Origin of the sequence: Nocardia wallacei (assembly GCF_014466955.1) — a bacterium.
GTDB classification, from domain to species: Bacteria; Actinomycetota; Actinomycetes; order Mycobacteriales; family Mycobacteriaceae; genus Nocardia; species Nocardia wallacei.
Window position 1 is genome coordinate 7,738,112 of record NZ_AP023396.1, and the last position, 16,161, is coordinate 7,754,272.

General features: G+C 68.9%; 18 protein-coding genes. 12 read left to right on the forward strand and 6 right to left on the reverse strand.

What is annotated here, in order from left to right; translation table 11 throughout:
• Positions 1 to 92 precede the first annotated feature (92 nt).
• The gene (locus NWFMUON74_RS34760; protein ID WP_187685902.1) at positions 93 to 1,223 is read left to right on the forward strand and encodes an epoxide hydrolase family protein; all 1,131 of its coding nucleotides are present in this window, start codon (positions 93 to 95) and stop codon (positions 1,221 to 1,223) included.
• A gap of 58 nt (positions 1,224 to 1,281) precedes the next feature.
• Here NWFMUON74_RS34760 and NWFMUON74_RS34765 read toward each other — a convergent pair whose 3' ends face one another.
• Entirely contained in the window at positions 1,282 to 3,237 is a 1,956-nt protein-coding gene (locus NWFMUON74_RS34765; protein WP_187685903.1) for an acyl-CoA dehydrogenase family protein, read from the reverse strand.
• Positions 3,238 to 3,415: 178 nt separating this feature from the next.
• Between NWFMUON74_RS34765 and NWFMUON74_RS34770 the strand changes: the two genes are divergently transcribed.
• Positions 3,416 to 4,372 (forward strand): alpha/beta fold hydrolase, encoded by a 957-nt coding sequence (locus NWFMUON74_RS34770; RefSeq protein WP_187685904.1) that lies wholly within the window; start codon positions 3,416 to 3,418, stop codon positions 4,370 to 4,372.
• A gap of 102 nt (positions 4,373 to 4,474) precedes the next feature.
• A complete protein-coding gene (locus NWFMUON74_RS34775; protein ID WP_187685905.1) occupies positions 4,475 to 4,765 on the forward strand; it encodes a hypothetical protein in 291 nt (96 codons plus the stop codon).
• A gap of 229 nt (positions 4,766 to 4,994) precedes the next feature.
• Here NWFMUON74_RS34775 and NWFMUON74_RS34780 read toward each other — a convergent pair whose 3' ends face one another.
• Entirely contained in the window at positions 4,995 to 6,167 is a 1,173-nt protein-coding gene (locus tag NWFMUON74_RS34780; protein WP_187685906.1) for a thiolase family protein, read from the reverse strand.
• A gap of 411 nt (positions 6,168 to 6,578) precedes the next feature.
• Between NWFMUON74_RS34780 and NWFMUON74_RS34785 the strand changes: the two genes are divergently transcribed.
• The 3 genes from NWFMUON74_RS34785 to NWFMUON74_RS34795 are packed head-to-tail and all read left to right on the forward strand — an operon-like array spanning position 6,579 to position 10,155.
• Positions 6,579 to 7,409 (forward strand): hypothetical protein, encoded by an 831-nt coding sequence (locus NWFMUON74_RS34785; protein ID WP_187685907.1) that lies wholly within the window; start codon positions 6,579 to 6,581, stop codon positions 7,407 to 7,409.
• 56 nt (positions 7,410 to 7,465) lie between these two features.
• Positions 7,466 to 9,406 carry a fumarate reductase/succinate dehydrogenase flavoprotein subunit gene (locus NWFMUON74_RS34790; RefSeq protein ID WP_187685908.1) on the forward strand — a complete coding sequence of 647 codons (1,941 nt, stop codon included), beginning with the start codon at positions 7,466 to 7,468 and terminating at the stop codon, positions 9,404 to 9,406.
• Between the two features lie 2 nt (positions 9,407 to 9,408).
• Positions 9,409 to 10,155, forward strand: coding sequence for a succinate dehydrogenase/fumarate reductase iron-sulfur subunit (locus NWFMUON74_RS34795; protein ID WP_187685909.1), 747 nt, complete (start codon positions 9,409 to 9,411; stop codon positions 10,153 to 10,155).
• Between the two features lie 77 nt (positions 10,156 to 10,232).
• Here NWFMUON74_RS34795 and NWFMUON74_RS34800 read toward each other — a convergent pair whose 3' ends face one another.
• From NWFMUON74_RS34800 to NWFMUON74_RS34810, 3 genes are all read right to left on the reverse strand, one after another.
• Positions 10,233 to 10,370 (reverse strand): hypothetical protein, encoded by a 138-nt coding sequence (locus NWFMUON74_RS34800; protein WP_232110752.1) that lies wholly within the window; start codon positions 10,368 to 10,370, stop codon positions 10,233 to 10,235.
• Positions 10,371 to 10,596: 226 nt separating this feature from the next.
• Positions 10,597 to 10,803, reverse strand: a complete 207-nt coding sequence (locus NWFMUON74_RS34805; protein ID WP_187685911.1) for a DUF397 domain-containing protein — start codon at positions 10,801 to 10,803, stop codon at positions 10,597 to 10,599.
• 47 nt (positions 10,804 to 10,850) lie between these two features.
• Complete coding sequence (locus NWFMUON74_RS34810) at positions 10,851 to 11,744, reverse strand: helix-turn-helix domain-containing protein (RefSeq protein ID WP_187685912.1); 894 nt, start codon at positions 11,742 to 11,744, stop codon at positions 10,851 to 10,853.
• A gap of 194 nt (positions 11,745 to 11,938) precedes the next feature.
• On the opposite strand from NWFMUON74_RS34810, the gene NWFMUON74_RS34815 reads away from it, so the two are divergent.
• The 3 genes from NWFMUON74_RS34815 to NWFMUON74_RS34825 are packed head-to-tail and all read left to right on the forward strand — an operon-like array spanning position 11,939 to position 12,767.
• Positions 11,939 to 12,259, forward strand: coding sequence for a hypothetical protein (locus NWFMUON74_RS34815; protein WP_187685913.1), 321 nt, complete (start codon positions 11,939 to 11,941; stop codon positions 12,257 to 12,259).
• Positions 12,250 to 12,453 (forward strand): hypothetical protein, encoded by a 204-nt coding sequence (locus tag NWFMUON74_RS34820; RefSeq protein ID WP_187685914.1) that lies wholly within the window; start codon positions 12,250 to 12,252, stop codon positions 12,451 to 12,453. Before NWFMUON74_RS34815 ends, NWFMUON74_RS34820 begins: the two co-directional genes overlap by 10 nt.
• The gene (locus NWFMUON74_RS34825; RefSeq protein WP_187685915.1) at positions 12,450 to 12,767 is read left to right on the forward strand and encodes a hypothetical protein; all 318 of its coding nucleotides are present in this window, start codon (positions 12,450 to 12,452) and stop codon (positions 12,765 to 12,767) included. The genes NWFMUON74_RS34820 and NWFMUON74_RS34825 overlap by 4 nt, the downstream gene beginning before the upstream one ends.
• Positions 12,768 to 12,779: 12 nt before the next feature.
• On the opposite strand, the gene NWFMUON74_RS34830 is transcribed toward NWFMUON74_RS34825, so the two are convergent.
• Positions 12,780 to 13,385 carry a DUF8020 domain-containing protein gene (locus NWFMUON74_RS34830; protein WP_187685916.1) on the reverse strand — a complete coding sequence of 202 codons (606 nt, stop codon included), beginning with the start codon at positions 13,383 to 13,385 and terminating at the stop codon, positions 12,780 to 12,782.
• Positions 13,386 to 13,645: 260 nt separating this feature from the next.
• On the opposite strand from NWFMUON74_RS34830, the gene lppU reads away from it, so the two are divergent.
• The 3 genes from lppU (at position 13,646) to fabG (ending at position 16,155) form a co-directional block, all read left to right on the forward strand.
• Complete coding sequence (gene lppU / locus NWFMUON74_RS34835; protein WP_187685917.1) at positions 13,646 to 14,314, forward strand: LppU family putative lipoprotein; 669 nt, start codon at positions 13,646 to 13,648, stop codon at positions 14,312 to 14,314.
• A gap of 109 nt (positions 14,315 to 14,423) precedes the next feature.
• On the forward strand, positions 14,424 to 15,374 hold the full coding sequence (locus tag NWFMUON74_RS34840; protein ID WP_187685918.1) for a DUF4190 domain-containing protein: 951 nt from the start codon (positions 14,424 to 14,426) through the stop codon (positions 15,372 to 15,374).
• Positions 15,375 to 15,402: 28 nt separating this feature from the next.
• Complete coding sequence (fabG, locus tag NWFMUON74_RS34845; protein WP_425343079.1) at positions 15,403 to 16,155, forward strand: 3-oxoacyl-ACP reductase FabG; 753 nt, start codon at positions 15,403 to 15,405, stop codon at positions 16,153 to 16,155.
• Positions 16,156 to 16,161 lie beyond the last annotated feature (6 nt).

Here is a 16,161-nt window from a genome sequence, read left to right on the forward strand (position 1 = left end):
CGGATATCTAGCGAAGTACGGAGATTGTTGTAGAAAGACCTCACGAAGTTCTAGGACCGGACCGTTCCTAGTTGATTCCTACCGTTGCCTCCATGAGCAGCAGCACGGAGATTCAACCCTTCCACATCGACATCCCGCAGTCGGAGCTGGCCGACCTGCGTCGGCGGCTGGCCGAGACCCGCTGGCCCGCGGAGCTTCCCGGTCCGGCACGCAGCCGGGGCGTGCCGGTCGAGGAGATTCGCGAGCTGGCTCGATACTGGGGCAGCGAGTTCGACTGGCGCGCGGCGGAGCGGCGGCTCAACGAGGTTCCGCAATACCGCACCGAAATCGACGGCGTCGCAGTGCATTTCCTGCACGTGCGCTCCGCGGACCCCGACGCGATACCGCTGGTGCTGAATCACGGATGGCCGAATTCCGTCGCCGAGTTCACCGACCTGATCGGGCTACTGACCGAACCCGAGGATCCGGCGGCGCAGGCATTTCACGTGGTGGCGCCGTCGGTTCCGGGATTCGGCTGCTCGGACGCGCCGCGCGAGACGGGCTGGACCGTCGAGCGCGTCGCATCGATGTGGGCACGGCTCATGGCCCGGCTCGGCTACGACCGCTATCTGGTGCAGGGTGGCGACCTGGGCAGCTACGTGGCCACGGCGCTGGCCGACGCGGCGTCGGAACATGTTGCGGGCCTGTACATCACCGGCGGGCTCGGCTTTCCGACCGAGGCCGACGTCCCGGAGCTGACCGAGGCGGAGCACGCGGCCTACACCGCCATGATGGCGGCGGACTGGGTGACCGGCGTCGACCACCACGCGCTGCTGCGGTCGGCGCCGCAGACCTTCGACTTCGGCTGGAGCGATTCTCCGGTGGCGGCGCTGGCCTGGATGTGGCAGAAGTTCCACGACTTCAGCGCCGCCGGTCCGCTCGCCGACGCGATCGACCGCGACGCCTTCCTGACGAATCTGAGCATCTACTGGTTCACACGCTCGTTCGGCACGTCGGCCTGGCCGTATTACGACAGCATCGGCTTCGCCTGGCCGCGGGGTTCGGCGGCGGTGCCGACCGGGGTCTACAGCGGCCCGCCCGGCGTCCGGCGGCTCGCCGAACGCACCGCGAAGATCGCGCACTGGCCGGCGGACAATCCGGCGGGCCATCACTTCATCGCCATGGATCGGCCCGACGCGTACGCCGCCGACCTGCGCAGATTCGTAGCGGCCAGCAGTCGTTAGCACTCTCGAGATAAAACTTCCTATATCTAGTCGAAAGATTAGATATAGGAAGATTGCGCTACGGCGTCGCGCCCGGGCGGGTGGACGGCAGGAACGGCGTGAGCAGATTCTGCTCGGTGGACGGGCCGAACTGCCATTCGGCGATCCACGGTCCGGTGCCCTCGCTCGGATCGGACACGCCCTGCTCGAGCCATTGGTACCGGCCGTCGAGCACCCCGCGGGCGACCGCGGTATCGGCGTCGTCGGTGTTGTCCCACAGCTCGTCGAACAGGCGCTCGATCCGCAGCCGCGATTGCTTGCAGAAGGTGTCGGCCAGTTCCTCGGCCGCCGCGGCCTCCGCGCCGCCCGCCGCCCGCAGCGCCCGCGCCCGGACGCAGGCCGCGGCCATCGCGAACAGTTCGGCGCCGATATCGACGATCCGGCCCAGGAATCCCTGCCGGTACTCGAGTTTCGCCTGCCAGCGACCCATGGCGTACATCAGCGACCGGGCCTGCTTGCGCGACATCCGCTCGACGAACCGGACGTGCTTGGCCAGCGGCCCGAACTCGGCGTACGTCGCCGGCACCGAGCCCGCGCCGACGGCCAGCTGCGGGAACCACTTGGCGTAGAAGCCGCTCGCGCCCACCGCCGCCTTCGCCTTGTCCTTGAATTCCGCGTTGCGGTCGACCAGGGCGCCGGCGGCGGCCATGTGCGCGTCGGCCATCTCGCGGGCGATCAGCAGCCGCATGATCTCGCTGGAGCCCTCGAAGATCCGGTTGATGCGCAGGTCTCGAACCAGTTGCTCGGCCGCGACCGCCCGCTCGCCGCGCGCCCGCAGCGACGCGGCGGTCTCGTAACCGCGTCCGCCGCGAATCTGCACCAGCTCGTCGGCGATGCGGCAGCTCATCTCCGAGGCCCACAACTTGGCCAGCGCGGCCTCGATGCGAATGTCGTTGCGCGCCTCGTCGCACATGGTGCCGGACAGATCCAGCGCCGCCTCGAGCGCGAAGGTCGTCGCCGCGATGTAGGACAGCTTCGCGCCGACGGCGGCGTGCTCGCCGATCGGGCGGCCCCACTGCACCCGGGCGGCCGACCATTCCCGGGCGATCTTCAGCGACCACTTGGCCGCCGCCGTGCACAGCGCCGGAATCGCGAGCCGACCGGCGTTGAGCGTGGTGAGCGCGATCTTGAGGCCGTCACCCTCGCGGCCGACCAGATTGGCCTTCGGCACTCGCACGTCGTGCATGCGGGTGACGCCGTTCTCGATGCCACGCAGGCCCATGAAGCTGTTGCGGCGCTCGACGGTGATGCCGGGTGAATCGGCCTCGACCACGAAGGCGGAGATGCCGCCGCGGTGTCCCGCACTGCGCGGCACCCGCGCCATCACGACGAGCAGTTCCGCCACCACGCCGTTGGTGGTCCACAATTTGACGCCGTTGAGCAGGTAGGCCTCGCCGTCCTCGGTCGGTGTCGCGGTGCACGCCATGCGGGCCGGATCCGATCCCACATCGGGCTCGGTGAGCAGGAAGGCGCTCACCGCGCCGCGCGCGCACCGCGGCAGGAACTCGCGTTTCTGCTCCGGCGTGCCCGCCAGCTTCAACGGCTCGGGCACTCCGATCGACTGATGCGCCGACAGCAGCACGCCCAGGCTGGGATGCGCCGACCCGACCACCATCAGCGCCTTGTTGTATCCGACCTGCGACAGGCCCTGCCCGCCGTACTCTTCGGGAATCTTGAGTCCGAAGCAACCGAGTTCGGCCAGGCCGCGGACGTATTCGGCGGGGATCTTCGCCGTCTCCTCGATGACGGCGCCGTCGATGGTGTCGACATAGGCGCGCAGCCGCTCCAGATATGCCTCGGTCTTCGCGCTGTCCTGCTCCGACGGCCGGGGATACGGGTGGATCAGATCGAGCCGGAACCGGCCGAGGAACATCTCCTTAGCGAAAGACGGCTTCGCCCAAGTGGTTTCGCGGGATTCTTCGACGAGTGCGCGGGCCTGTTCTTCGGTGGCGTCTACTTTCGCGGTGGCCGTCATACTGTCCTCCATCGGACGTGATCAGAATCACATTCGAGTGTAGGAGGCTTTGTTACCCGCCGGTAGAGGCGCGGGGCGCACCGTTTCAGCATCGGGTACATAACGGCAGGTTCGCGCGGTTAACGCGCTGGAAATCCCTATCGACAACCGGGTACGTACGGATTTCCCGGGAGACGTGATGTCCACCATCGCACTTCGCGCCGCCGACCTCGACGGCCACCGCGTCACAGTCACCGCCGACGACGGCACGCCACTCGCCGCGCGCGTGTTCGGCTCCGACACCGCGCCGCTGACCGTGGTTTTCGTGCACGGCCACTGCCTGCGCACCGAATCCTGGTCGATGCTGCGCGAGCAGTTGCGGCGGCAGTGGGGCGAGGGCATCCGCATGGTGTGCTACGACCACCGCGGGCACGGCGAGTCGGGCTCGGCCGATCCGGACACCTACACCATCGACCAGCTCGGTCACGATCTCGACGCCGTGCTGCGCACCGTCGCCCCGTCCGGCCCGGTGGTGCTGGTCGGGCATTCGATGGGCGCGATGGTGGTGCTGGTCTATGCCCGGCTGTTCCCGGCGACGGTCGGCTCGCGCGTCGTCGGCATCGGACTGCTGGCCACGGCGGCCGGTGGCCTGACCACCGTCGGCCCGGCGCGCTTGCTGAATCGGCACGCGGTCAGCTCGCTGCGGGCCGCGGTGCGTCGCGCGCCGCGGATGATGCAGACCTGGAAGCGGTTGTCGCACCGGATCTTCGAACCGCTGGTGCGTGAGGCCGAGTCCGGCGGCCGCCGGGCGAGCCCGCATCTGGCGGCGATCGCGACCGCGATGCTCAACGACACGCCGCTGCTCACCATGACCAGCTTCCTCGACTCGCTGATCCGCTTCGACGAGACCGCGACCCTGCGGCTGCTGGCCGATCTGCCGACGCTGGTGCTGGCCGGGTCGGCCGACATCATGATCCCGTTCGCGCATTCGGTGGTGCTGGCCTCGCAGCTCAGCGGCGCCGAACTGGTCCGACTGGACGGCGCCGGTCACAGCGTGATCCTCGAACGCGCCGAGGAGGTCGCGGCCGCGGTGGCGACACTGGTCGAACGGGCCCTCGGCGCCGACCGTGCTCGGGCGTATGCCGCGGCGGGCTGAAACGAGCAATTTTCGGATCGGGACGAGCGCTCGCGCCGAAGATCACGTACTGTGTTGTAGATCACGATGTGCGGTCTGTCACACAGGCTCGAGGAGGTTTCGATGACACGCAGCGAGATTGCTGAGCTGCACTTCGCCGTGGGCCAGCTCCGGCAATGCCTCGGCGCACTGCGGTCCCACTACGGGGACGCCAACTCCGTACGGCGGCTGGAGAACGACCTTGAGCGGCTCACCATAGATGCGGACGAGTTCGAGAAGTCGCCCCCGCCCGAAATCGCCGCGCGGCGCGAGCAGGAGGTCATCTACGTCCCGGACAGCAAGTCCGACGAGGCCGCCTGGATGGGCGCGCAGGACGAGGGCTTGGGCTTCCACTCCCGCCCCCGCACCAAGTAGTAGCTCGCCCCATCGCGGGCCGGGCTTCCGGCTCGCGCTCGAGTGGTTTTCCGCGTGGCGCCGCCCCGCGCCCGGCGGTGTCCGTGCGCAGCGGTGTCCGTGCCTGGCGGAGTCCGTGCCCGGCGGAATCCGTGCCCGGCGGAATCCGTGCCCGGCGGAATCCGTGCCCGGCGGAATCCGTGCCCGGCGGAATCCGTGCCCGGCGGAGTCCGGGCGCGGCGGTGTTGTCTCAGGCGCGGTGACGGCCTGAGCGGCGGCTGCGCAACCCGTGGAATCGGGCGCCCTTGGGAGTATTCGCTGGCGGAGCCGCGGCGGACGACTCGAACAGAACGGCGACGCCGCGGTCGGCCGCCGAGTCCGCCGCGACCAGCGCGTACGCGCCACCGCGCCGGGCGAGTTCGTGCAGTAGGGTGGCGGTCATCCGCGCACCGGCCGCGAGGCCCGGGTCACCCAGCGCGAGCGCGCCGCCGTTGACGTTCACCGCGCCGAGGTCGTGGCGACCGAAGTGGCGGAGCAGCGCGAGCACCTCGACCGCGGACCGCTCGGCGATCTCCAGCAGATCGATGTCGTCGAACGAGAGGCCGTTGCGCGACAACAGCTTCGCGACGGCCGCGGCGACGGCGGGCATGCTGCCGTCGGTGCCCGCGGCCACCCAGTCGGTCATGTAGGCGAGAGGCTCCAGGGCCAGGTCGATCAGCCGGTCCTCGGCCACCATCAGGCAGGCCGCGGCACCCGCGGCGGGCACGCTCACGGCGGCCGCGGTGAGCACGCTGTCCGGCAGCAGCGGGGCCGCGCTGGTCAGCGCACGGGTCGACACATCGGCGCGCGACTGCTCGTCGCGACCCACAAGATGCGGTACGGCACTTTCGGTTCGGTGCCGCAACTCGTCCGGCGCGGCGGCCACCACCGGGACGATCTCGGCGTCGAAGATCCCCTGCCGCCAGGCGCGGGCGGTGCGGCGGTGGCTGCTCAGCGCGAACTCGTCGGATTCGGTGCGGGTGAGGTGATATCGCCCGGCCAGGCGCTCGGCGTGCGCCGGATCGACGGCGGCGAGCGCGGTCTCGGCGGGCACGGTGTCGTGCACGCCCCCGGCCACCACCACGGCCGCGGTCTCGGCGTGCACCATGGTGGCGGCGACGATCAGAGCGGCCAGGCCGTCCGCGGACCCGACCTCGAAACCGGCCAGGGCGGACGGTAATCCGGCGTCGAGCGCGGCGAGCCGGGCGAGACCGGGCGGGCCCGCCAGCACGACCTCGTCGACGCGGGCGCCGTCGAGTTCCGCGCGACCGACGGCACCGGCGATCGCGGCCGCGGCCAGTCGTCCCGGCGGCAGCGCCGCCAACGCGCCACCGGCGAACCCGCTCGGCGTGCGCACCGGCGACACGATCGCCGCTCTCCTCATCGACTCTCTCCTTCTCGCGCCGCGCTGCCGGCAGCTAACCGCCACACAGCGGTGATCGCATTCGCTGCCGGGCATCCGCCGGACCCACCGGATCCGCAGCCCACCACAGCGTTGTTGCTGGTATGTGACGTCGGGACCAGCGCCGACGCGGTGTGGAACCACCGGATTCCGGACATGCGCCGAAAGGCCGTGTGATCCAGGACAGTTCGTGAGATTTGCTTACGGTTCACTGTCGAGACCGCCACGCGACATGATCAGAAAATGTGGCGCAAATCATAGCCGTTCGGGCGGACCGATATTGCCGGGACCGGGCGCGGGTCATAGCAGGGGTGCCGTATGGTGCTCACCATCACATTCGATGCCGGAGGTAACGATGACGTTCCACGGGGTAGATCAGCGAGGCATCCTGCAGTGAACGCAGCACCGACACGCGCACCCGAACCGGGCACGGGAGTCTTCAGCGCGACCCGCGCGGCCATTTCCGACCGGACGCTACGCACCGACCGATGGTGGATCCCGCCGCTGATCACCGTGCTGGGGCTGAGCGCGTTCATCATCTACGCGACCGTGAGAGCCTTTGTGCGCTCGGCCTATTGGGTCGCCGACTACCACTATCTGACGCCGTTCTACTCACCCTGCGTCAGCACCTCGTGCGTCGAGGGCTCGGCCCACTTCGGGCACTGGGTGGGCGCGCTGCCGGTGTGGATCCCGCTCGGGTTCCTGGTGCTGCCGTTCCTGCTGCTGTTCCGACTGACCTGCTACTACTACCGCAAGGCCTACTACCGGGCGGTGTGGTTCTCCCCGCCGGCCTGCGCGGTGGCCGAGCCGCACGCGAAATACACCGGGGAGACCCGGCTTCCGCTGATCATCCAGAACGCGCACCGCTACTTCTTCTATGTGGCGTGCGTCGTCTCGGTGGTCAACACCTACGACGCGATCGTCGCCTTCCACGGCAAGTCCGGCGGCTTCGGGTTCGGGCTGGGCAATCTGGTGCTGCTGCTGAACGTGGTGCTGCTGTGGGCGTACACGCTCTCGTGCCACTCCTGCCGGCACATCGCGGGCGGACGGCTCAAGCACTTCTCCGCGCATCCGGTCCGGTACTGGTTCTGGACGCAGGTGTCGAAGCTGAACACCCGGCACATGGCGCTGGCCTGGACGACGCTGGGCACGCTGGTGCTCACCGACTTCTACGTCATGCTCGTCGCCAGCGGCACCATCTCCGACCTGCGCTTCGTCGACTGACGCGCGCTCCCCGAAACCTCAGCCTCTCCCTCTGTCTCCCAGGAGTATTCGGTTCCATGCCTGAAGTCGAACGGCACAAGTACGACGTCGTCGTGATCGGTGCCGGTGGCGCCGGCCTGCGCGCGGTGATCGAGGCGCGCGAGCACGGCCTGTCGGTGGCGGTGGTGTGCAAGTCGCTGTTCGGCAAGGCGCACACCGTGATGGCCGAGGGCGGCTGCGCGGCGTCCATGGGCAACGCCAACGAGAAGGACAGCTGGCAGACGCATTTCAAGGACACGATGCGCGGCGGCAAGTTCCTCAACAACTGGCGCATGGCCGAACTGCACGCGCAGGAGGCTCCCGACCGGGTCTGGGAGCTGGAAACCTATGGGGCGCTGTTCGATCGGACCGCCGACGGGCGCATCAGTCAGCGCAACTTCGGCGGCCACACCTACCCGCGACTGGCGCACGTCGGCGACCGCACCGGCCTCGAGATCATCCGCACCATGCAGCAGAAGATCGTCTCGCTGCAGCAGGAGGATTTCAAGGAGACCGGCGACTACGAGTCGCGGATCAAGGTGTTCGCCGAATGCACGATCACCGATCTGCTCAAGGACGGCGACCGGATCTCCGGCGCGTTCGGCTACTGGCGGGAGTCCGGCCGGTTCATCCTGTTCGAGACGCCCGCGGTGGTGCTGGCGACGGGCGGAATCGGCAAGTCCTACAAGGTCACCTCGAACTCCTGGGAGTACACCGGCGACGGCCACGCGCTGGCGCTGCGGGCCGGGGCGACGCTGATCAACATGGAGTTCCTGCAGTTCCATCCGACCGGCATGGTCTGGCCGCCGAGTGTGAAGGGCATTCTCGTCACCGAGGGCGTGCGCGGCGACGGCGGGGTGCTCAAGAACACCGAGGGCAAGCGTTTCATGTTCGACTACATCCCCGGGGTGTTCAAGGGGCAGTACGCCGAAACCGAGGAAGAGGCCGATCAGTGGTTGCGCGACAACGACTCCGCGCGCCGCACTCCCGATCTGCTGCCCCGCGACGAGGTGGCGCGCGCGATCAACGAGGAGGTGAAGGCCGGGCGCGGCACCCCGCACGGCGGCGTCTACCTCGACATCGCCTCGCGCCTGCCCGCCGCGGAGATCATGAAGCGGCTGCCGTCCATGCACCACCAGTTCAAGGAGCTGGCGGACGTGGACATCACGAAGGAGCCGATGGAGGTCGGGCCCACCTGCCATTACGTGATGGGCGGGATCGAGGTCGACCCGGACACCGGCGCCGCGACCGTCCCGGGCCTGTTCGCCGCGGGTGAATGCTCCGGCGGCATGCACGGCTCCAACCGGCTCGGCGGCAACTCGCTGTCGGACCTGCTTGTCTTCGGCCGCCGGGCCGGGCTGGGCGCCGCCACCTACGTCGAGCGGCTCGGCGGCGAACGCCCGGCGATCACCGACGGTGATCTCGCCGCCGCCGCGAAAACCGCGCTGGCGCCGTTCGATCCGCCGAGCAGCGGCGCGGGCGAGAATCCCTACACCCTGCACACCGACATGCAGCAGGCCATGAACGACCTGGTCGGCATCATCCGCAAGGAGCACGAGCTGCAGGAGGCGATCGAGAAGCTCGCCCAGCTGCGCGAGCGCTTCGACAGCGTCACCGTCGAGGGTCACCGGCAGTTCAACCCGGGCTGGCACCTGGCCCTGGATCTGCGGAACATGTTGCTGGTCAGCGAATGTGTCGCGCAGGCGGCGCTGCTGCGCACCGAGAGCCGCGGCGGGCACACCCGCGACGACCATCCCCAGATGGATCCGGCCTGGCGGCACAAGCTGCTGGTGTGCCGGGTGGACCCGGCCGAGGCCGACCGGACCGTGCCCGCGGTGACCGTGACACCGGTGGACCAGGTGCCGATGCGCGACGACCTGCTCGCTCTGTTCGACCTGAGTGAGCTCGAAAAGTATTACACCTCGGAGGAACTCGCCGCCCATCCCGCGGCCACCGCCTCCGCGAAAGGGGATGCGTAGCAATGGGTTACGACGCCCGGTTCCGAGTATGGCGCGGCGACACCGAGGGTGGCGAGCTGCAGGACTTCACCGTCGAGGTGAACGAGGGCGAGGTCGTGCTCGACATCGTCCACCGGTTGCAGGCCACCCAGGCGCCCGATCTGGCGGTGCGGTGGAACTGCAAGGCGGGCAAGTGCGGATCGTGTTCGGCGGAGGTCAACGGCCGCCCGCGGCTACTGTGCATGACGCGGATGTCGACCTTCACGACCGACGAGGTGATCACGGTGACGCCGCTGCGCACCTTCCCCGTGATCCGCGACCTGGTGACCGACGTGTCGCTGAATTACCGGAAGGCGCGTGAGATCCCGTCGTTCACACCGCCGGACGACCTGAAGCCCGGCGAGTACCGCATGCAGCAGCGCGATGTGGAACGCTCGCAGGAGTTCCGTAAGTGCATCGAATGTTTCCTGTGCCAGAACACCTGTCACGTGGTGCGCGATCACGAGGACAACAAGGAGGCATTCGCCGGGCCCCGTTATCTGATGCGAATCGCGGAACTGGAAATGCATCCGCTGGACGTGGCCGACCGCCGGGATATGGCGCAGGAGGAATTCGGCCTCGGTTACTGCAATATCACCAAGTGTTGCACCGAGGTGTGCCCGGAGCACATCAAGATCACCGACAACGCGCTCATCCCGATGAAGGAGCGCGTGGTGGATCGGAAATACGATCCGATCGTCTGGCTGGGTAACAAACTGTTCCGCCGGTAGGCCGCACGACCTTTCGGCGAGCGGAACGCCCGGGCTCGATCGGGGGCCCGGGCGGGCCGGAGGTTACGACGCGAGCCTCAGAGTTGGGTCACCACGCCGATGGCGACCACCGCGACCAGCAGCCCGACCAATAACGCCGGCAGCACGGCCCCGGTCAACATATACACACCCACCGCGGATACCACGAACAGCATGCCTACGATCAGGCGTTCCACCCAATCGCCGGGGAGCGGTTTGCGGTACCGGGAAGAGGTGTTCCTGAGCCCACGGTCCACAAAATGTCGGATACCCGTTCATTGCGTGGGCAAACATATTTCCGTTGCACAACGGCGGCCGATTCGTGATCTTCTTCCGGCTGCTCACCCGGGGTGGAATCGGCGCCGCCGGACGATGCCGGGCGGGCCGCCGCCGGCGCCCGGCAACGACCCGCCCGAGAGATGGTCAGGCGCGGCCGATTCCGGCTCCGCGCACGCCGTCGACGAATCCGGCCCACTCGTCGGAACCGAAGATCAGCGCCGGCCCGCCCGGGTTCTTGCTGTCCCGGACGCCCACGCGCCCGTCGGCCAGGAACGCGACCTCGACGCACTCCTTGCCCGCGCCGCTACGGCTGCTCTTGAACCATCGGGCGCCGACCAACTCACTGCTCATCCTGCGTCCTTTCCGAGCGGGGGCGTGCTCGCGCACAGCGCTCCCACTCATGCCGTGTACTCCTTGGCGACCTGCCGCAGCAGGTGCCTGCTCGCGGGAACGTCCAGCGCGCAACGCAACAGGCACTCGTGCGCCCGCCGATACCGCCGCACGTCACCTTGTCTTTCGAGATACAGATCTCCGGTGAAGCCCTCCACGTACACCACGGGCGGCTCCACCGGCTGCCCCTTGCTGTCGGTTCCGAATTCGAGGATCACGAACGGGCCGGTCGAAAGACCCAGGGGGACACCGGCCGCGAAGGGCAGGACGCGCAGCGTGACATTGTCCCTAGTGCTCAGGTCGGCCAAGTGCCGCAGCTGCGCCGACATCACCCTCGTACTTCCGACGACGCGGCGCAAGACCGATTCTCCCAGTACGACATCCACTGTCGCGGGATGATTCTTGCGAGTTATCAAGGCCTGCCGCTGCAGTCGCAACTGCACGCGGCGCTCCAGTTCGGCCTCGCTGTCGTCGGGATAGCCGAGCCCGTTGAGTGCGCGGGCGTACTCGGCGGTCTGTAGCAGGCCCGGCACCAACTCGGACTGGTAGGAGGTCAGGCGCTGCGCCGAGGCCTCCAAACCCACATAGACATCGAAGTTTTCGGGGATCAGGTCGCCGTAGGCGTGCCACCAGCTCTTGACGGCCGCCTGCTGGGCCAGGCCCTTGAGGCCCTCGGCGATGTCGTCCGGAATGCCGTAGATGCGACACAGCTCCTGAATGTCTATGGTGCGGATACGATCTGCCTGGCCCTTCTCGAGCCGTTGTAGCGTGCTGGCGCCCCACTCCATCAGGCGGGCGGCCTCCGCGATGGTCAGCCCGGCCTGAGTTCGCCAGTCCCGCAGGTATCTTCCGAGCTGGCGACGGGGGAGGGTCGACGACGCGGCCACAGAATTCTCAGACACAGCGCACTCCGTTCTCTCGGATGCCTTTCGTCCACTATGGAGAATCTTGCTCCCCCAGGTGGATTCGCTGCTGGAGATTCGCGCGAATTCCCTGTGGATATCCAAATCGGGCTTGGCAACTGTCCAGTTGCGGGATGCTGGAAGTGTGCCAGCGACGGCACAGCATCTGGAATCGCACGCAGGAACGAGGAGTCATGGCTGTACACGTCATCGGGTCGTCGTTGATGACCAGCGACCTAACGCCGCACCGCGCCCGCAGCGTCGGACACGAAAGCTGGGTGGTGTCCTACCTTCCCGGTCGCACCCTGACCGGCGCACAGGCGGTCGCCGCACTGCAGGTTGCCGAGGTGGTGCCGCCGCTGCTCGACGCCGTCGGCGGGCTCGCCGACGAATTCGGCCTGACCCCGCTCGAAGCCGTCGGCATGGCTATTCACCAGCGGCCCTGGGACGATCCGGCGCCACCACCACGCCGCCGCTCCCGGCGCGCCGTGGCGGGGGTCCCGGCATGCAACTGACCAGTCTGCACCTGCCGGTCGCCGGATTACTGCGCTGCGGCGTCGATCCCGGCGTTCTCACCGCCGAACAGGCCCACGCCGCAATGCAACTGCACATCGACTGCACCGTGGACACCTGCCGGGTCCGCCGCCGCGCCCGCACCGTCCTGGTGGAGCAGGGCCGCTGCGTGCTCGACGAACGGGCCATGCCGTGATCGCCCGGGAGAACGGCCGCACGGTGGTGCGGCTCACCGAGACTCGCGACGGCGCACCGGCACGGCACGCGGCCCGCCGCGCCGCGCGCACTCCCCGGCACGCACCCGCGCCCGGACGCCGGGTGCTGCCCCGCACGACCGCCACCCGGTCGGGGCGCGCGCGACATGCCGCGCCCGCCCGGCACGCGGTGGTGCGCCGCCGCCCCGCGCACGCCGGGCTGGACAACTACGACCGCCTGCTGCTGTGGTTCGCCGGGTGGCTGCTCAGTGTCCGGATCGCGTTGGTCGGCGAGCAGCCGATCGACGAGAACTAGTGTGCTGCGGGGTTACCCGGCCACGACACCCATCAGGGCATCGATGAAGGGCTGACCACCCATGATGGCGCCACCGGCCAGCGCGCCGACCAGCAGACCGATCGGCCCGGTCAGCCAGCTCAGGAAGAACATGCCGAGCACGGCGCCGATGAGGCCGCCGATCAGCCCGCCAGCGACCATGCCGACGACGTTGTTGTTGAGTTCGGTGACGAGGCGGCTCATCGGATCAACCGGCTGCAGCTCACCGATGTCGGCGCCCTTGGCGTCCGGCGTCAGGGCCAGCGTGCGGCCGTCGGCGCTGATCTGCTGGGCCACCGGCAGGCGGTTGCCCCGCACCTCGAAAGTCAGTGGCACCTCGGCGATCACGTCGCCCGCGGCCGAGCGCAGCGCGACCTTGCTGCCGTTGTCGACGGTTTCGAAACGGCCGCCGTCGACCGTGGTGGTGAGCACGCGTTCGTCCTCGGACAGCGTGGAGTGATAGGCGACGCCCTGATCGACGCCCGACGACGTCAGTTCGCGAGTGGGGGCCGACGACGGTGTGGCGTTCACGGTTCCCGCTGTGATGCCCACGGCGACGACAGCCATGAGGGTGGTGGCGGCGAGCCTGCCGAGCTTCATCCTCTGATATCCTTTTTATACTCTTAATTCACACCGAGCCCTGGTGCGCCCGGTCGGCGACATACAGCGCCCGACTCTTGTTGCCGGAGGGTGTGATTGGCGAGATGCGGCGGCGCTTCGTTGCCGAATTGTGACCTTTGCGCGCCTTCGACTCGACGCGGGGCCTCGTTTGGTGTATGCACTACGTGTCTTCGACTTGCACTCTCACACTTCGGATCTCGCCAGTGATGGTTCGAAGCCGACACACTGGAGGATGGCACGTGTCGCGCCGACGCATCCATGCCGGATTCACTTTGGCGGGTTTCGTCATCGCGGCCGCGCTCTCGACGGCATGTCTCGCCGCCGCCGTGTTGTCGCTGACGGGCGACGACGAACCCACCCCCGTGCGGACGCAGGCGGCGACCACCGCCACGCCGAGCGCGACGCCGCAGGGACAACCGGGTCTCGTGGCCCCGAACGCCGTGGAGTCCCCGACCGAACCGGCGCCCACGGCGGCGCCCGCGGTCAACAAGGACGCCGCGCTGCGCAAGGACCCGGCCGAGATCGAACTGAACGTCGGTGACTGCGTGGCCTTCGGCGGCGGCGACCCGGCCGTCAGCAAGACCACCTGCGGCAGCACCGGTTCCAGCTACAAGGTCGTCGACAAGGCCGATCCGGCCAGGCGGTGCCCGGCCGACGTCGACCGGTCCTACACCGCCGCGGAGCCCAACGCCGGCTCGCTGTGCCTCGACATCAACTGGGTGGTCGGCGGCTGCATGGACATGAGCAGCGACACCCCCAAGCCGATCGAGTGCGGCACCCGGCCCGCGAAGGGGGTGCGCGTGGTGGAGATCAAGCAGGGCACCGCCAACGTCAACGACTGCTCGACCGGCGATCGCGGCTTCGTCTACAACCAGCGGAAGTTCGTGGTGTGCGTGGCGTCCCTGTGAGGCGCTGACCTGCCACCGGTTGCGGCTGCTGGGCGGCCCCCTATCCTTCTGGGTATCGGGGCGGGTCCGCTTGTCGAGGTTCCTGCACGAGTAAGTGAGAGGAACTTCTATGGTCCGCAGGCTACCCGCGGAGCCCGAGCCCCGGCCGGTGGCGCCGGACGACGAGCGCTGGCCTGTGGCCGAACCCGACGAGGACTGGGACGCCCGCCGCGCCCCGCGGACCGAACCCGACGACGACTACTGGGACCAGCAGCCCCGCCGCGCGCCCGCGCCGCCGATCGACGACGGCCGCTGGGCCGGCACGCCCAATGGCCGCTACGCGCCGGAAGCCGAGCCGGGCCAGGACCGCTGGGAGGCCGCGCGCAACCGACGCCGCGCCCAGGCGTCCGAGCCCGAGGACGAATATTGGGAGAGTCCGGCGGAGCGCTGGGACAACACCCAGAGCCGGCGGCGGACGGGACGATTACGGGTGGAGGTCCCGCCGATCGTCAACCCGTATTCGATCATCGCGCTGATCGCCGCGCTGCTCGGGCTGTTTCCGGTGGCGCTGGTGTTCGGGCTCATCTCGTTCGGGCATCCGCGCGGGCGGGCGATGGCCATGTTCGCGCTGCTGATCGGAATGCTCGAGGTCGTGGTCCTCGCCGGTGTGCTGGTGCTGACCGGAGTGACCGTGCCGCGCACCGTCCTGCGCAGCGACCCGACGCCGGCGTCGGCCACCACGGTCGTCACCGTCACGGCCGCACCCGCTTCCGCGCCCCCGCCCACCACCACCGCCGCCGCCACCCCGGCGCCGGCCGCACCGCCCGCCGTCGCCAAGGGCGAGACCTGCACCCAGGCCGACGCCGGTCGCATCGGCGCCGCGCCCGACGGCGGTACGCTGCTGTGCCTGCGAGGCGGCAGCGGCTACCGCTGGGCCGGTCCGTACACGGTGACGACGGCCGTGCACGAGGGCGGAACGAAATGCATCCCCGGCACCGACACCACCGCCCGCACCACCGACGGCCACGCTCTAGTCTGCGAGGGACGAGGGTCGGGGACCTGGTCCCTGTGGGTCGAGTGACCCGTCGATTCGAGAACGGAGGATGTCGATGGCCGAACGAGTGGCCGTAGTTTCCGGAGCCGCGCGCGGAATCGGCGCGGCGATCGCCACCCGGCTCGCCGCGGACGGCATGCGGGTCGGCGTGCTCGACCTGGATGCCGCGAACTGCGCCGACACCGTGCGGACGATCACCGACGCGGGCGGGCAGGCCGTCGCGCTCGGGGCGGACGTCTCCGACGAGGCGGCCGTGGCGGCGGCCGTCGAGCAACTGGAGCGGGAACTGGGCGCGCCGACCGTGGTGGTCAACAACGCCGGGGTGCTGCGCGACAACCTGCTGTTCAAGATGAGCGTCGACGACTGGGACACGGTGCTGGGCGTGCACCTGCGCGGCGCCTTCCTGCTGACCCGGGCGGTCCAGAAATACATGGTGGACGCCAAGTGGGGCCGGATCGTGAACCTGTCCAGCACCTCGGCGCTGGGCAACCGCGGGCAGGCCAACTACTCCGCGGCCAAGGCGGGTATGCAGGGCTTCACCAAGACGCTGGCGTTCGAACTCGGCAAGTTCGGAATCACCGCCAATGCCATCGCGCCCGGCTTCATCGTCACGGACATGACCGCGGCCACCGCGGCCCGCGTCGGCGTCTCCTTCGAGGACTTTCAGCGGGCCAATGCCGCGGCGATCCCGGTGCAGCGGGTGGGCCGCCCGGAGGACATCGCGCACACCGCGTCGTTCCTTGTCAGCGAGGGCGCGGGATTCGTCTCCGGCCAGGTGATCTACGTCGCCGGTGGACCCAAGGACTGAATCGGC

Bases quoted from the DNA above. Each gene is read 5' to 3' on its own strand.
- NWFMUON74_RS34765 (WP_187685903.1), bottom strand. From the start codon at position 3,237: ATGACGGCCACCGCGAAAGTAGACGCCACCGAAGAACAGGCCCGCGCA.
- NWFMUON74_RS34805 (WP_187685911.1), bottom strand. From the start codon at position 10,803: ATGAGCAGTGAGTTGGTCGGCGCCCGATGGTTCAAGAGCAGCCGTAGC.
- NWFMUON74_RS34790 (WP_187685908.1), top strand. From the start codon at position 7,466: ATGCCTGAAGTCGAACGGCACAAGTACGACGTCGTCGTGATCGGTGCC.
- NWFMUON74_RS34770 (WP_187685904.1), top strand. From the start codon at position 3,416: ATGTCCACCATCGCACTTCGCGCCGCCGACCTCGACGGCCACCGCGTC.
- NWFMUON74_RS34795 (WP_187685909.1), top strand. From the start codon at position 9,409: ATGGGTTACGACGCCCGGTTCCGAGTATGGCGCGGCGACACCGAGGGT.
- NWFMUON74_RS34815 (WP_187685913.1), top strand. From the start codon at position 11,939: ATGGCTGTACACGTCATCGGGTCGTCGTTGATGACCAGCGACCTAACG.
- NWFMUON74_RS34830 (WP_187685916.1), bottom strand. From the start codon at position 13,385: ATGAAGCTCGGCAGGCTCGCCGCCACCACCCTCATGGCTGTCGTCGCC.
- NWFMUON74_RS34780 (WP_187685906.1), bottom strand. From the start codon at position 6,167: ATGAGGAGAGCGGCGATCGTGTCGCCGGTGCGCACGCCGAGCGGGTTC.
- NWFMUON74_RS34760 (WP_187685902.1), top strand. From the start codon at position 93: ATGAGCAGCAGCACGGAGATTCAACCCTTCCACATCGACATCCCGCAG.
- NWFMUON74_RS34775 (WP_187685905.1), top strand. From the start codon at position 4,475: ATGACACGCAGCGAGATTGCTGAGCTGCACTTCGCCGTGGGCCAGCTC.
- fabG (WP_425343079.1), top strand. From the start codon at position 15,403: ATGGCCGAACGAGTGGCCGTAGTTTCCGGAGCCGCGCGCGGAATCGGC.
- NWFMUON74_RS34840 (WP_187685918.1), top strand. From the start codon at position 14,424: ATGGTCCGCAGGCTACCCGCGGAGCCCGAGCCCCGGCCGGTGGCGCCG.
- NWFMUON74_RS34820 (WP_187685914.1), top strand. From the start codon at position 12,250: ATGCAACTGACCAGTCTGCACCTGCCGGTCGCCGGATTACTGCGCTGC.